Here is a 15,523-nt window from a genome sequence, read left to right as displayed (position 1 = left end):
AAGATTTGGATGATCTGGTAAAAAGAAGCTCTTTCACCCGTTTCCAGCAAGTCTTGCGACTAGACAGACTCGAACGGCTGTCTTTTGTCGAAAGGTGTTCAGATTTTGTTCAGAAGTGGTTGGTAAAGTGAGCAAAAATTGTTCTTTAAAAAGAATGAGGGTGAGACGTGAAGACAAAAACCGGAAAGTAGAATTGCTATTTCAGGAGAGAGAAGATGAAAAAGGAGCGGGAACACGGTGACGCGGAAAGTCGGCAAGCTGTCGGCCGGTCAAGCAGGAAGCTACAAGCTCAAGCTGAAATGGAAAGCGGTCGCCGCAGCGGATGCGGAATTCGATATTCAAGGAAAGTTCACGGTGGAAGGAAATACATCGAGCTCTGCGAAGGCCGACTCTGCGGTCAAGATGAAAGTGTTTTCCGACCGTTACGGAAATCTGAACCATCAACGTTACATTTTAGGCTATCCGGATGGCAAGTTTCACCCGGAGAACGCTCTGACGCGTGCAGAGCTGGCAGTGATTGTTGCGAGAATGAAGGAAAATGCAAAGCTGTACCGCAGCAAGTTTCTTGCCGGTTACGAGGACGGCACCTTCAAGCCTGCGGATAGCATCCGCAGGGTCGAAGCGGTGACGATGATTAACCGGATGCTGTATCGCGGTCCGCAGAAAGGGGTTGCCCCTCAGTTCCCGGATGTGGCGGAAAGCCATTGGGGCTTCGGTGACGTGCAGGAAGCTACCGTTTCACACGAATCCGTAAGGAACGCTGACGGAAGCGAAGCCTGGAAGAGCAGCATGACGGACGATGTGCAATAAATCAGTGGAACGGGCGTAAATTTGCGCCTGATGGAAGTAACGCCCGGAGATTGTGAACCGGGCGTATTTCCATTGCCTGACAGCCTCTCAAAAAAGTTTCGTAACCAGTTGTGAAATGAAAGCATCGGTGGTACGCTGTTCGTAAAAACAAACATCTTTGTTCGCAAATACAAACACGGACCGCAGACCTTAGAAGCTGACGCTGCCGGATGGGAAAGGAAGAACGGGACGAAATGAGGCTGGCTTATGTTACCGTCGCTCTATTGGTTATGCTGATGGCCGCCGCTTTACTGCTGGCAGGAGGGCCATTCGCATCGAATGCTTTGAAGGGAAAGGCGGACGATTCGGAGTCCCGGAGCGACAGGCTGCCCGGAGAAATTTTTATCCGGCGGCACATGGTGAACGCGGACGGGACGCTGAAAACGAATTTGAAGCCGCACGCTTCCGCTGGTCGGGATGTGGCGCAGGGCGAAGAGGCGCTTTCCGAATCGATCGGGCTATGGCTTCAGTACGCGGTCCAGAAGGGCGACCAGACCTTGTTCGAGCAAAACGTCGGCGTTCTGCGAGACCGTTTTCTCAAAGACGACGGCTGGATTTACTGGAAGGTCGGCGCGTCGTCCGAAGCGGTCAGCACCAACGCTTTGATCGACGATTTGCGGATTGCGGACGCCTTGTACAAGGCCGGCAGCAGGTGGGACAAGCCGGCTTACACGGCGCTGGCGGATACGATCTCCGGCAGCATCGCCCAAAATATGGTCGCGAATGAAGGCCGGTTCTCCGACTTCTACGACCATGCCTCCGCATGGAAAAGCAATGTTTTAACCTTGTCCTACTTGCAGGTCTCCGCATTCAAAGTGATGTACGAGCGCGGCAAGCTGAGCGAACCGGTCTACACGGGTGCCGTTGATTTTCTGAAGAACCTCCCGACGCGCGACACGTGGTTTCCGTTCTCCTACGATTCGGATAAAGGAACCTATCTGTATAACGACGAGATCAACTGGATCGATCAACTGTATATCGTTTACCATCGCGCCCAGGCGGGCATCCCCTCAGACGAGGTCTGGTCCTTGCTCAAGGAACAGTTCAAGAAGTATGGCGTCCTGTACGGAAGGTACCATGCTCAATCCAAATTGCCCGCGGTAGACTTCGAATCTCCGGCGGCCTACGGGTTGGCGATCCTGAGCGCTGTGGAGCTTGGGGACCGGGACTTTGCCCAAACGCTGTATTACCGGATGCTGCGCTTTCAAATCTTGAACCCCGCGAACGAATGGTATGGCGGTTTTGTGTTCGACGACGACACGCATATTTTCGACAACCTCGTTCCGTTATTGGCGGAAAGGAAAATGTACGATGAAGGGCTTCTACGCTAAAAATCAAACCTATCTTTTCTATCAGCTCCTCCTGCTGCTGCTTACGCCGCTTGTCTGCTTGTTTGCGGCCGGGTTTCCTCCGGTCTCCTGGAGCAACGCGCTTTTGCTGGCTGCCGTCCTGCTCATTGGCATCGCGGGGACGGTATTCGGCTTGGTGGCCGGTCTGGGCCTCAGTCTCGCCGTCCTGTTCGTATTCGGGTCCATTTTGCTATGGAAGGCGTTCGTTTCTTCCGCGATCTTCCTGTCACCGGGAGAGATTGTCATCTGGATGGCGGCGATCCTTGCGGCGCCGGTCGTCACCGGTATGCTTCACAAGTGGGTCGCGACAACCACGGCCGAAAATCAAGAGATGAAGGACAAGTTCGATCAGCTTGTCACCATTGACGAACCGACCGGCTTCGACAATTACAAGCGCTTCTTGTTCGAAATGGAGGACGAGTTCAAGCGCTCGCGAAGAACCGGCGCGCCCTTTACGCTTCTGTTGATCCAGGTCAAGTACTTCCAGCAGTTTCAAACCTTGTACGGCGCCAAGGAGACGCTTCATCTGCTGCAATCCCTTTCTAGTATTTTGTGGAACCATACCCGAATGACCGACCGCAAATTCCGTATTGCGGACGATACGTTTGCTGTCATCTTGTCGAACACCGAGGAAGAAAATGCGGATATCGTGATCGGAAAAATCGGCAGTTTGTTCAAAACCCACGTGCTTGCCAATCAGAAACAAGCCGTTACGCTAAGCGTGGCTTTCGGCGTTGCAAGCTACAACGAGGGACTTGGCGACGCGAAGGAGCTGGTGCAGCATGCGAACGATGAGCTTGAGCAGTACATTCCATAGAACGTTCCGGACCGTTGTCTTGTTTGGCGCCCTGCTGCTGCTGATAGGAAATGCGCACGGGGCGTGGGCTTCGGCGGCGAAAGAAACGGAAGACGCCCGCAAAATCCTGGTGGTGTACACGACGGAGGACGGGGCGATTAGCGAATCGGTCCGGATTTTGGATCTTCTGCTGGGCCGTTTTACGGGGAATGTCGTATTCAAGAGCGACGAAGCCGTGGAGAGCGAAGATCTTCGCGGCATCACGCATTTGGTGTATTACGGCGTGGTGCCCAAGGCTTTGCCGCAGCAGGCCGTGCAGCTCATGGCGGCCTACAGCGGGCCGTTTCTCGCTGTCGGCGACAATGTCGGGCAGCTGGGCGAACGTTTTTCGTTCGTATCGGTCGAGCAGAAGGTGGCGATCCACAAAGTATCGAAGCGGGACGACTCCTCCTACGACCTGCTGGAGCAGACTTATCCGATTGCGCAGATCGCGCTCCGCCGGGGCGAAGCGATTCTGCAGGGATGGAAAGGGGAGCAGGCGTATCCGCTGCTTGCGGTGGACCGGAACAGCTATTATTTTTCCGCGGTCAACCTGGATGCACCGTTTCTGAATTATTTGGGAGAAGGGCTCTATCCCTTTTTCCGGGAGCAGCCTGCGGCGGGCCATCCGGCTTACATTCGCCTGGAGGACGTCCACCCGCAGTCCGATCCCGTGCTGTTGAAGGCTGCCGGCGGGGTGTTGGAGGAAAAAGGCATCCCCTATATGATTGCGCTCATCCCGGTGTATACGAATCCGGTTACGCACGAGCAGCTGCGTTTGAAGGATGCGCCGCAATTGGTGGAAGTGCTGAAAGAGCTGCAGAAGCGCGGCGCAAGCATCGTTCTGCACGGGTATACGCACCAATACAGACAGTCGGAGACCGGAGAGGGCTTCGAGTTCTGGGACGTGGAAAACAACGCCCCGATTATGGACGAGCCCGACCGGGAGGTCACGGTCCGGTACAGGCACGACTTTCCGAGCAAGGAAGCGTACGAGAGCTACGCGGAAAAGAACAGGCAATTCAACGAAGCGTATACCCGTCACCGGCTGGAGAGCGGTATCAAGGAGCTGACGGAGCTTGGGCTGTCTCCGCTCGGCTTCGAGGCTCCGCACTATACGATGAGTCAGGAAGGGTACCGGGTGGCGGCGGAATATTTTCAATACGTGCTCGGGCAGGTGCAGTTGGGCGACCGGGATTGGCAGCGGATGAGCGCGGCTCCGTACGTTACAGCCCCTGCGTTCCTGCACGGCATGACCCTGCTGCCCGAGACGATTGGCTACTACGATGCGGCCTCGCCTTCAGCGGCTGCGGATACGGCCCGAAAAGTAAGACAAATGCAATTCGTGAACGGCAGTGTCATCGGCATGTTTTATCATCCGTATCTCGGAGCGGACCGGCTGAAGGAATTTCTTGCGGCGGCGGAGACCGTTCCCGGGCTGGAATGGATCGATCTGAAGCGTCTGGAGCATAAGCCGTCGGAGCGGTTTCGGGCGGTGGATCGTACGGATACACTCGTCCTGACGGCCGCCTCCCGCCCGCTGCCGGAGCTCGGGGATATGGGCGTTTCGCAAAAAATTTTATGGGGCATTGCGGCGGTCGTCGCGCTGGCCGTCATTGCGTTTCTGATCTATACGCTGCGTATTCGAATGAGCTTACGAAAGCAGTTGTTTGAGGAGCGGAGCATCCATGGCTGAAATTTTATTTTACGTCTCGTTAACGATGATCTGGATCATGCTCTTGTACCACATGTTTCTGATGCAAGGAGGGTACCTGCATTATTTGCGGTACAGGAAGCCGATCGAGAAATGGGAGCAAGCCAAGGCTCCGCTTCCCAAAGTAAGCATCCTAATCCCTGCGCACAACGAGGAAGTCGTGATTGAACGGACAATTAAAGCGATGGTCCGGCTCGATTATCCGAAGGACCTGCTGGAGATCATCGTCGTCAATGACAATTCGTCGGACCGGACGGGCGAAATCGCGGACAGCTACGCGGCCAAATATCCGTGCGTCCAAGTGGTGCACACCAAGCCGCCCAATGCGGGCAAAGGCAAATCGGGCGCGCTGAACCAAGGCTTGCTCCATTCCAGCGGCGAAATTATCGTCGTCTATGATGCGGACAATACACCGGAACGGCTGGCGGTTCGTTACCTGATTCTGGCGATGCAGAACGATCCGTCGGCAGGGGTCATTGTCGGGAAATTCCGCGTTGTAAACGCAGCCCGCAACCTGCTTACGCGCTTCATCAACATCGAGACCATTTCCTTCCAGTGGATGGCGCAGGCCGGCCGCTTCAATTGGTTCGGGGTGACGACGATTCCGGGGACGAATTTTGCCATCCGCCGCAGTCTGATTGAGCAGCTGGGCGGCTGGGACGAGAAGGCGCTCGCCGAAGATACGGAGCTGACGATCCGCGTCTACGATGCCGGCTACTATATCCGGTTTTTTCCCGCGGCTATCACGTGGGAGCAGGAGCCGGAAACGTGGAAGGTGTGGTGGAAGCAGCGGACCCGGTGGGCGCGCGGCAACCAGTACGTCGTGCTGAAATTTATGCGGCATCTGTTCGCGCTGAAAAAGAAACGGATCGTGTTCGATCTGGTGTACTTCTTTTTCACGTACTTCATGTTTTTCATGGGCGTGATCGTATCGGACCTGCTGTTCGTCATCAACCTGTTTGTCGATTTGCATCTGGATGTCGGCATTGTTTCGATCATTCTATGGATACTGGCGTTCTTCCTGTACGCCACGGAAGTGATGATCGCGCTCAGTATCGAAAAGACGGAGTTTACGCTGAAAAATTTTGCGATCGTTCTGCTGATGTATTTTACCTATTCCCAGTTGTGGATCGCACTGGTCATTTATGCCTTATATTTGGAAATCAAACGCGTGCTGTTTCGTCAGGAGACGAAATGGTACAAGACGGAACGCTTCTCGAAAGACAAGAAGGGCGAAGCCGTATCATGACAACGAATAGGTGTGAGAGAACAATGAACAACGGTTTCGGCCTGAGGAAGGCCATCTTATTGCTGGGTACCGTCCTTGTGGCGTCGGGATCTTACTCGTCCCTCGTCAAGGCGGAGGGAGCGGACGGCGGGCGGCAGGTGAAAGCGACCCCTTGGAAAGAGGGAGCGGCGGTCGCGACCGATTCGAACGTATCGGCGTTGTCGCCGGGTTACGTGCACCGCTTCGCGAACGATCCGATCATGCTGACCGGCGTAGACCGGTCTTACAATGTGTATTATAATGTGCCGAAAGCCGAGCTTGGGAGCAATCATTATTTGGAGCTTGATCTGAGCTACTCCGACCTGCTGCTGCCTTCCCAATCTACCTTGACCGTCCTGGTGGACAATAAGCCGCTGAAGAGCGTGTTTTTGACCAAGGAGGAGGCGAAGCAGCGCAAAGTGACGATTGCGCTCGGGGCGGACGAAGCGAAGCCCGGCTTTCACAAGCTGACGTTCGCCAAGCACGGCGTCGTCTCGGACGATTTCTGCGAGGACCCGGACAACCCGGCCAACTGGCTGCAAATCGCGCGTTCGTCTTTCGTCTATATCGATTCGAAGGAGACGTACACGACAGCGGACCCGCTGAAGGAGTTCCCGTATCCCTTCATCGAGCCGGGGACGACGGACGAGGTATATGGAGTGATCGTCGTGCCGGATGCCCCGTCGTCCGAGCTGCTTTCCTCCGCTTTGGAGCTGGCGGCCCGGTTATCGTCGCTGACGGCGGCGAAAAAGCCGATTCCGATGATGACGGAGTCGGAATGGGCGAAAGCGGACGGCAAACCGGCCCATGTCATTGCCATGGGAAGCGTCGGAGCCTGGACCGGCCCGGTAAAAAAAATCGTCGAGGAGAACGGCGTTCGCGCCGAGAACGAAGAGCTGTCGCTGAACTATATGTCCCTGGAGGAGGCCGGGAAGAACGGCTCGAAGCAAATGCTGCTGCTGTCCGGGGCCAAGGATGAGGCGATCGCGGAGAAGCTGCGCGTACTAACGAATCCGAAGCTGGCGGAGCAGCTTACCGGAAGCCATCTGGTCATCCGCCAGACGCCTGCGGTGGCGGATGAAAGAGACGAACTGAAAATGCTGACGCTCGCTTCGTTCGGCTCCGAGCACCTGCTGCTGAACGAGACGAAGCCGGAATCCGGCAAGCTTAACGTCGCCGTGCCGTCCTATTGGAAGCTGACCGGCGAGAGCTCGCTGGAGCTGAAGCTGAAGGTATCTCCGCTGCTGATGGCCGAGGTCGGAGAGCAGACGGAGCGCAAGACCGAGAAAAAAACAAAGGAGACGGGGGCCGGCCGTTACGGAAAATACGGACTGACGGTAACGGTGAACGGCATCCCCAAGACGGTATCCCTTCAGGAACTGGCCAAAACGAAAACGCAGGGCGATACCTATACATTGAACATCCCTTTAACCTCCGCTTTGCAGGATAAAGACAGCAGCGGCGCGCTGGATATTGTATTTACGGCCAATATCGGCCTGACCGAGGGACCTTGTACCGGGGACAGCAACAACGGCCGGTGGATTTTCGTTGACAAGGCAAGCACGTTCAACGTGCCTCACGAAATGGCGAAAAACAGTTCGTTCCAGCATTGGCCTGCGCCTTTTGTCAGCGACCAGGGAACGGATCGTACGGCGATTCTCGTGCCGCAGCAGGTGAACGGGACGTTCTTGTCGCAGCTTTCCCGGCTTGCCGGAGACTTGACGTCCGCTTCGGATACGAACCGTCGGATCGCCGTATTCCGCGAACCGCTTGACGATCAGGCGCTCAAGCAACTGAAGGATTACCATGTGATCGTGCCGGGAGACCTCGGCCAATTCCCGTCACTGCTGAAGCTGCGCGACAAACTGCTGCTCCCGACGGAAAACGACCGGCTGCAGCTTGGGAAGTACGCCGCAATTAACGAAACGACCGATTATGCGGCTTGGATCCAGCCGTCGGTCTGGAACGAAAACCGGGTGATGGCCGTCTTCCAGAAGGTGAACGCCGGGGCAGGGGAGCAGGGCTCTTTCGTTCATCCGAATTTGCTGCAATATTTGAAGAGCACGAAGAAGCCGGGCCAAGTCGTCATTATGAACAAGGCGAAAGCCGTGTTCACCGTTGCGGCCCCCTCGGATTCCAGGACGGCTCAAGATGACAATGCGTTGAATCCCGCAGGGAAAGCGCCCGGTATTCCGGTATGGCTTATGGTGCTGATCCCGGTGCTGCTGGTCGGGATGCTGATCGTGTTTATTCGGGTGCGGCGCAAGGAGAAGCGGGACGCCGGAAAGCAGTAAAACAGCAAGAGCGACAATGGACGGCTCCCCGGATGAAGTAGCAAGGCATACTAATCGGCGGGGTGGAAGCGTTGAGCAGGAAAACGGTACTTTCGATGCTTTTGATTTTTGTTATGTTGGCTGCCTGGCAGCCTTATGCCTGGAGCAGGGTTTACGCGCAGGACGCCTCAACGTCGCCAAGAGAGAACATCGTCCTGGTTTCGGCTCCCGAGGCGAAAGAGAACGAACCGTACGTCCGGATGCTCCGGACCTTGGGCCGGTCCGTCACGTTGACGGACTCCGGCTCCCTCGAACGGCTGGACTGGGCGAAGGTGAAGCTGCTCGTCCTGCCGGGACGCGCGGCAAGCGCATTGGATGGAAGCGCGGCGGAGCGAATCGCAGCGGAGGTATCCAAAGGGATGCCGCTCTATACCGAGCAGCGCACTCCCCTAAGCGAAAAGCTGGCCTTGGCGTTTGACGGAACGCAGGTCACGGTGTCCGGGCTTTCCGACGCCGGCCATCCAGAAGCCGACATTCGCTGGGCCAACTCGCAGACGATAGAGGGTTTCGCTTCCCGCGAGCTGTCGGTTTTCGCCAAGGACGCGGCTTCCGGGACACCTGTCGTTGCCGGAGGAAAGCGGGGTGAGGGGAAGTTTCTGTACAGCGCCGTCGCTTTGGGCGAAGGCGGCAGCTATGGGTACGAGAGGCTCCCTTACCTGCATGAATACCTGGCGCAATGGTTCGAATGGAAGCCACAGGCGGAGCGTCCCCGGCTGTCCGTATTTATGGATTGGGGCTATCATTATCAGGAAGACCCCTATGAGCTTGCGGATCGGCTCAAGAGCTACGGCGTGAGCGAAGTGCATTTGAGCACATGGTATGAATTGGAACAGATCGCTTCCTTTTATAAATCGTTCATTGAAGCGGCCCACAGCAACGGGATATCCGTTTATGCCTGGATCGAGCTGCCGATGGTCAGCCAAGCGTTCTGGGAGGCGCATCCCGAGTGGAGGCAGAAGACGGCGCAGGGGGAAGACGCGCATCTCGACTGGCGGTATTTGATGGCGCTGGAAGATCCGGCTTGCATGGAAGCGGTCAAGGCCGAGCTGCGGAAGCGATTGGCGGCGTTCGCATGGGACGGAGCGAATCTGGCGGAGCTTTATTTCGAATCGCCGGCGTCGGGTCCGGAAGACCCGTCGAAGTTTACTCCGATGAGCGGGGCTTTTCGCCAAAGCTTTCAGGCGAAGCACGGCTACGATCCGCTTGAGGCGTTCGATGCCGGCGGCAGCCGTTACTTCAAGACGAATGCGGAGAGCCTGAAGCAGCTGACCGACTTCCGGGCGCAAACGGTGCTCGATCAGAACCGGGAGCTGATGCAATACCTGAAATCGTTGTCCGGCGAGCTTTCTTTGGGCTTGTGGATGACGCAGATCGACAGCTTGCATGAGAGTAACATGCGGCAAAATATCGGCGTCGATTCGCAGCAGTTCATTCGGCTTCAGAACGAACAAGACTTTACGCTGCAAATTGAGGACCCGTACACGATGTGGGGGCTTGGCCCGGACCGCTACGAGAAGTTGGGGAAAGCCTACCGGGCACAGCAGCGCAAGGGCGAAAAGCTGGCCATCGACATCAACATCGTGGAACGCAGCGCCGGGCTCCCGACGAAAAAGCAGACGGGCCTGGAGTTTCTGATGCTGGTTTCCGAGGCGGCCAAGCAAGCGGATACGGTCACGGTCTATGCGGTCAATACCGTGAACCCTCAGGATTGGAGCCTTGCCTCGCAAGCGCTGGCAGGCACCACTTCGATCGTGAAGCGGGGGGAGCAAGCATGGGAAACCGCTAACGATCGAACCGTCCGCTATGCGATGAACACGCAGGGCAAGCGTTTTTCGCTGGACGGCAAGCCGTGGCCTTTCGTGGACCGCAGCGGCATTTGGGTGCCCGGAGGAAGGCACCGGATCGAGGCGGCGGACGATACGCAGCGGCAGGCTGCAAGCTTAAGCATCACGGATTTGAACGCGGAGATCGTCGACGGCTCGGTCACGGAGCAGGGCGTCGCCTTCTCGTATGAGGCGAGCGGACCGGCGTACATACGCGTCAGCGAATGGCCGGGAGCCGTGATCGTCGATGGGCAAGCCGTGACGGCTCCCGTATTTTACAAAGACGGGCAGTATGTCGTGAAGCTCCCCAAAGGGAAGCATGCGGTACAATTGAGCCCGTCCTCCGGAGGCCAAACGGTTCGTCTGGCGCTGAACCGGACGATCGTCCCGTTTACAGAGCCGCCCGTGGTCGTTGACGGAACGTCCTTGTTTCCGCTGGCCGACCTGCTGCAGGCGATGGGGGCGAAATACGAATGGAGTCCCCGGGAGGAGACTGTCTCGGCGGAGCGCGAGGGCTACGTGCTGTGGCTGCAATTGAACAATCCGCTGGCCAGAGCGAACGGCGAGGATGTCCGGCTGGAGGTGCCGGCGATCCTGCGGAATGAGAAGACGATGGTGCCTTTGCGCTTCGTCAGCGAGGCGCTTCATTATGAAGTGAAGTGGAATGAACCTAAGCAAGTGATCGAAGTAAGGACCAAAAAAGATTGAACGAAAAATAGACCGATCCGTCCCGGTGGGATGGCGGTCTATTTTTGTTTTTAGAGGTTCAATATGTGGCAGCGATCATGACCACGGACAGCGCAAGCATCGCAGCGGCATTGACAGCCATCACCGGCCGGTGCTTCGCCCGGAACAGATGCGCGTGAATCGCCCCCAGCATCAAAGCGACGAAGAACAAACCGACGTACGGCAGCAGCGCGGGAAATCGGAAGCCCGCGAGAAGCGCGATGATACCCGCAAGCTCTCCCAAGCCCGTAAGGGTCAAGAACCACATCGGGTAACGGTACTCGTTCCAGTGCCGAACCATCGACGGCGTCCGTTTGAGCTTCATAAAGGAAGAAAGCGAGAACATCCCGGCCAGTATAATTTGAATGACGATAACGAGCGTGGACAAAACAATCGCTCCTTTGCAGAAAAAAATACTTAAAAGTAATATTACTATAAAGTAATATAAATCTGCTGCGAGCGTTTGTCAACGCAAATAAAAGCGGGCCCGAGGCCCGCTCACACATAATTCAACCCCGCCGTAAAAGGAAACGGCACCGGGAACAGCTCTTTCAGCCCGCTGCGAAGCTCGGAATGCTCCGCCATGCCTTCGTCTCCGCCGAAGACGAGCGAGATGAACGCTTGCGGGTCCAACTCCGCCGACAAGCCGTCGTATTCGAGCTTGACCCGGCCGTCGCCCGCGGATTGCACGCGAAGCGCTTCATGACGGCCCGGAGCGGTTTCCTCCCAGTACGGCCGGAGCTGCTCGATCAAGCGCTCGGGCCGGATCACATAGACCGTGCCTTGATTCGGCTCCTCTTGGTACGGCACCGATTCGAGCGCCTCCAGCCAATCGCTTTCGTGCACGGAAACCGGGAGCTGGATCTGCTCCAGCTCCAGCCGCTTGAGCGCATGCGCGGCCAGCAGCGCAACGGCCGGGCCGTCCCCGGCGGCTTCGATCAGAAACGGAACCCGCTTCGGGACGAGCGGCGGATTCGGTACGGCAGCTACGAGAAACGCCGCAGGTTTGCCGTTCCGCTCAGCGACGAGCACCCGGTGCTTCATCTTAATGCAGCTGACGAGCGCCTCGTTATGGACCAGATTCGCCAGGTCGGTGACGCTGTGCTCGAAGCGGGCCACTCTTGCACCCGCCAGTTCACGCATATACAGCCAATCGGTCGGCTCTAGATCGCGCACCCGCACTCCTTCGGAAGCGTGCCGGCTTTGCAGGGCCTGCGCCGAGGCAGCATCCACCGTATACCTCCGGACAACGCCGAACGGCAGACAATTCACCCGCGTATACAAGGAACGACCGCCCGAAATGAGCAGCAGGGAGGCTCCCGCTTTGTCGATATGTTCAAAAATACGCTGTAAAATCAGGCTGGCGTAGCCTTTGCCCCGGGCAGCCGGATCGGTGCCGACGGAGCCGAGCTGATATGTGCCGAGCGCTGCTTTTCCGATACGTATCGTGACCGGCACGAGTCCCATGAACGAGACCAGCTTGCCGTCCTCGAACGCTCCGTAAGACTGGCCCAAGGCCGTTGAAAATACATCGGGAAACGCAGGTTGCATCGAAATCTGCTGCGCATCGCGAAAAATCGAGTCCGAAAGCGTGACCGCTTCAGCCATCTCGTCCGGACGGACGAGCCGTATGTCTGCCACCGTAAATTCTCCTCCTTGTTCTCGATCTCGTGTTAATTGCCGTTTGCCAGCGCCACCGCCTGGCGTACAAAACCGCCCGAACGCTCCAGCAGCTCGCGCGCGCCGTCCCGGTCCGTCTTCGCCAAAATCATGACGATTGCGGTTTTGACATGTCTTCCGGACTCGTTATACGCTTCGCTGATCACATCCTCCGGTGCGCCGGTCGCCATGCCGATAATCCGTTTGGCACGGTAGACGAGCTTCTCGTTGGAAGGGAGAACGTCGACCATGAGATTTTCGTACACTTTGCCAATGCGGATCATGGAGGCGGTCGTCAGCATGTTCAGGATCAGCTTCTGCGCGGTGCCCGATTTCATCCGGGTCGAGCCGAGCACGACCTCCGGGCCGGCGACGGCTTCCAGCATCAGATCGGCGATGCCGGCCATCGGGGTGTGCTCGTTATTGCACAGACCGATCACGGTCGCTTGCTTTTCCTTCGCGCGCTTCATGGCGCCGAGCACATACGGGGTGCGGCCGCTGGCGGCGATGCCGACGACCACGTCCCGGTCCGTGACGCCATGCTCGTCGATATCCTTCGCGCCAAGCTCCTCGCTGTCTTCCGCGCCTTCGACCGGGTCCTTGACCGCCTGAAAGCCTCCCGCGATGATGCCCTGCACCATGGACGGGTCCGTTCCATAGGTCGGCGGACATTCGGACGCATCGAGAATGCCGAGCCGCCCGCTAGTGCCGGCGCCGATGTAGAACAGCCGGCCCTGACGCTGAAAAGCGGCGACGATCCGGTCGACGACCTGCGCGACTTGCGGCAGGATGCGGCCGACCGCTTCGGTAACCAGACGGTCCTCCGCGTGGATGAGCCGGACGATTTCCTCGGAACTGAGCCGGTCAATTTGCGTCGTATTCGGATTGCGCTGTTCGGTAGTTAATTCGTTCAGCAGGTTATACATAGGGATTGCTCCTTTTATCGCATTCTTTGAAAGAGCTCGAAGCCGAGCAAGGCGGCGCCGTAAGCGGCGGGCTGCTCGGAAGCCGGGTGCAGGCGCAGCCCAGGGAACGTTTCGGAGATCGTCTGCCGGAACGTATCGGCGAACAAAGGAGAATGCTTGAACACCGAGCCCGTCGTCACAAGATCAGAATCCGGGAACCAGGCGTCCTTACGGACCAAGGCTGACACTGCGACGGCAAGCTCCGCAGCCGCGCTTTCAATAATGCGCACGGCAACGGCATCCCCTTGCTTGCTTGCGTTGATGCACAGCTCGGCGAAGGTGGCGACGTCTTTTTTGCGAATGTCCGGTCCGTAGATGTACGTTTTCAGTTCGGTAATTGAGTCAAAGCTATACGTGTGCCGGATCATATCCGTTAAGGCCGTTGCCGGACTGATGCCGTCATGACTGCGCATAACGGCTTGCAGCGCGTGAAGTCCGATTTGGTAACCGCTTCCTTCATCGCCCAGCAGATGCCCCCAGCCGCCGACCCGGTATCGCCGGCCTTCCGGCGTACAGCCGAAGACGATCGAGCCGGTGCCGGAGACGACGGCAATGCCGTACTCGCGGCGCAGCGAAGCCATCAGGACGATTTCCGCATCGTTGCGCACGAACACCTCGAACGAAACGCCGACTCGGGTCTGGTAAGCCCGGAGGACGGCTTCGACCGCTTGCTTTTCCTCCGGCGTATCGGTGCCGGCCATGCCGATGCAGACGGCCAGACAGCGTCCGCTTGCACAGGCTTCATGCTGAAGCGTTTCGTCCAGCACGGCTTCCAGATGACGGGAGGCCTGCTCGAAGCCGATCGCCTTCGAATTCGTCGATTCGCCCGTACAGCCGAAGAGCCGGTTGCCCGAAGTGTCGATGACGACTGCTTCCGTTTTGGTGCCCCCGCCATCGATTCCAACGATATAGTCCATCCTTATCACCCTCTTTGCATAATTCGAGTATAAGACAACGAGGCTTGGTTTGTAAAACAAAATTTCACGTTGTAAAAATAATATTGATTTAAAATTTCAAATGCGATATAATGAGTTTGATCGTTGGAAACGGTATCAATAACATGATTTTGTTTAAATTAATAACCTTATGTGTAATAATAACTTACATATAAGAGGGGGTGAGCGCAATGCATGGAGGTTTGGTTCGGTTAAGAGAGATTTTAGAAGGGCTGAATCCTTCGGAGAAAAAGGTCGCGGAATACGTGCTCGCGCATCCCGAGCGGATGATCGAGCTGTCCGTCGCCCAGTTGGCCGAAGCGAGCGGAGCCAGTCAGGCCGCCATCATCCGGTTGTGCAAATCGATGGGCGTGAAGGGTTACCAGGATTTGAAGCTGAAGGTGGCGGGGGACCTCCGGGAAACGGGGGGCGTGCAAGGCTATCAGGAAATCCGGCCGCAGGATTCGATTGCGACGATCGTGCAGCACGTTTCCAACAATAATATTCAAGCGATCCACGACACGGTGAAAATTCTCGATTTGGAGCAGGTGTCCAAGGCGGTGGAGGCGCTTCATCGGGCGAAGCGGATTTATTTCTTCGGCATCGGTGCTTCCAATCTAATCGGGCAGGACGCGCAGCAGAAATTTTTGCGCATCAACCGGACGTGCTTCTGCTTCGCCGATCCGCATGTGCAGCTTGCGTCGGCGGTTACCTTGACCGAGGAGGACGTCGCCGTCGGCATCTCATACTCCGGCGAAACAAAGGAAGTCATCGCCGCACTGAAGGCCGCTCAGCAGAACGGTGCCGTCACCATCGGCATCACGAAGTACGGCAGCACGACGCTCGCCCAGTACACGGACATTCCGCTCTGCATCTCCTCGACGGAGAACGAGATCCGAAGCGGAGCGATGTCGTCCAGGATTACCCAGCTTAACGTGATCGATATTCTATACCTCGGGGTCGCCAGCAACAACTACGAGCAGTCCGTCATGTACCTCGACCGGAGCCGTCAGGCGATCCGGGAACTTGCGAACGGCATGGCCAAACTTAATCATAAAAGCTAACTAG

General features: G+C 57.0%; 12 protein-coding genes. 8 read left to right on the top strand and 4 right to left on the bottom strand.

Features of this window, described 5'->3' with window-relative positions:
* Positions 1 to 237 precede the first annotated feature (237 nt).
* The 7 genes from QMG93_RS18580 to QMG93_RS18550 all read left to right on the top strand — a co-directional run bounded on the left by QMG93_RS18580 (position 238) and on the right by QMG93_RS18550 (position 10,878).
* Positions 238 to 810, top strand: coding sequence for an S-layer homology domain-containing protein (locus QMG93_RS18580; RefSeq protein WP_281939007.1), 573 nt, complete (start codon positions 238 to 240; stop codon positions 808 to 810).
* 209 nt (positions 811 to 1,019) lie between these two features.
* A complete protein-coding gene (locus tag QMG93_RS18575) occupies positions 1,020 to 2,180 on the top strand; it encodes a glycosyl hydrolase family 8 (RefSeq protein ID WP_281939005.1) in 1,161 nt (386 codons plus the stop codon).
* Positions 2,161 to 3,015 (top strand): GGDEF domain-containing protein, encoded by an 855-nt coding sequence (locus tag QMG93_RS18570; RefSeq protein ID WP_281939004.1) that lies wholly within the window; start codon positions 2,161 to 2,163, stop codon positions 3,013 to 3,015. The genes QMG93_RS18575 and QMG93_RS18570 overlap by 20 nt, the downstream gene beginning before the upstream one ends.
* Positions 2,981 to 4,729, top strand: a complete 1,749-nt coding sequence (locus tag QMG93_RS18565; RefSeq protein ID WP_281939002.1) for a polysaccharide deacetylase family protein — start codon at positions 2,981 to 2,983, stop codon at positions 4,727 to 4,729. The genes QMG93_RS18570 and QMG93_RS18565 overlap by 35 nt, the downstream gene beginning before the upstream one ends.
* On the top strand, positions 4,722 to 5,996 hold the full coding sequence (locus QMG93_RS18560) for a glycosyltransferase family 2 protein (protein ID WP_281939000.1): 1,275 nt from the start codon (positions 4,722 to 4,724) through the stop codon (positions 5,994 to 5,996). The genes QMG93_RS18565 and QMG93_RS18560 overlap by 8 nt, the downstream gene beginning before the upstream one ends.
* Positions 5,997 to 6,019: 23 nt before the next feature.
* Positions 6,020 to 8,308 (top strand): cellulose biosynthesis cyclic di-GMP-binding regulatory protein BcsB, encoded by a 2,289-nt coding sequence (locus tag QMG93_RS18555; protein WP_281938998.1) that lies wholly within the window; start codon positions 6,020 to 6,022, stop codon positions 8,306 to 8,308.
* A 71-nt stretch (positions 8,309 to 8,379) separates the two neighbouring features.
* Positions 8,380 to 10,878 carry a stalk domain-containing protein gene (locus QMG93_RS18550; RefSeq protein ID WP_281938996.1) on the top strand — a complete coding sequence of 833 codons (2,499 nt, stop codon included), beginning with the start codon at positions 8,380 to 8,382 and terminating at the stop codon, positions 10,876 to 10,878.
* 58 nt (positions 10,879 to 10,936) lie between these two features.
* Here the strand turns inward: QMG93_RS18550 and QMG93_RS18545 are convergent, their stop codons facing one another.
* From QMG93_RS18545 to QMG93_RS18530, 4 genes are all read right to left on the bottom strand, one after another.
* Positions 10,937 to 11,284 (bottom strand): DoxX family protein, encoded by a 348-nt coding sequence (locus tag QMG93_RS18545; RefSeq protein ID WP_281938994.1) that lies wholly within the window; start codon positions 11,282 to 11,284, stop codon positions 10,937 to 10,939.
* A 110-nt stretch (positions 11,285 to 11,394) separates the two neighbouring features.
* On the bottom strand, positions 11,395 to 12,537 hold the full coding sequence (locus tag QMG93_RS18540) for a GNAT family N-acetyltransferase (protein ID WP_281938992.1): 1,143 nt from the start codon (positions 12,535 to 12,537) through the stop codon (positions 11,395 to 11,397).
* A gap of 32 nt (positions 12,538 to 12,569) precedes the next feature.
* Positions 12,570 to 13,481 (bottom strand): N-acetylmuramic acid 6-phosphate etherase, encoded by a 912-nt coding sequence (gene murQ, locus QMG93_RS18535; protein ID WP_281938990.1) that lies wholly within the window; start codon positions 13,479 to 13,481, stop codon positions 12,570 to 12,572.
* A gap of 14 nt (positions 13,482 to 13,495) precedes the next feature.
* A complete protein-coding gene (locus QMG93_RS18530; protein WP_281938988.1) occupies positions 13,496 to 14,437 on the bottom strand; it encodes a BadF/BadG/BcrA/BcrD ATPase family protein in 942 nt (313 codons plus the stop codon).
* A gap of 209 nt (positions 14,438 to 14,646) precedes the next feature.
* Between QMG93_RS18530 and QMG93_RS18525 the strand changes: the two genes are divergently transcribed.
* Positions 14,647 to 15,519 carry a MurR/RpiR family transcriptional regulator gene (locus tag QMG93_RS18525; RefSeq protein WP_281938986.1) on the top strand — a complete coding sequence of 291 codons (873 nt, stop codon included), beginning with the start codon at positions 14,647 to 14,649 and terminating at the stop codon, positions 15,517 to 15,519.
* Positions 15,520 to 15,523: the final 4 nt, after the last annotated feature.

It is taken from the genome of Paenibacillus tyrphae (assembly GCF_027925525.1).
GTDB lineage: Bacteria > Bacillota > Bacilli > Paenibacillales > NBRC-103111 > Paenibacillus_G > Paenibacillus_G tyrfis_B.
This window is presented reverse-complemented; position numbering and strand designations above follow the sequence as displayed.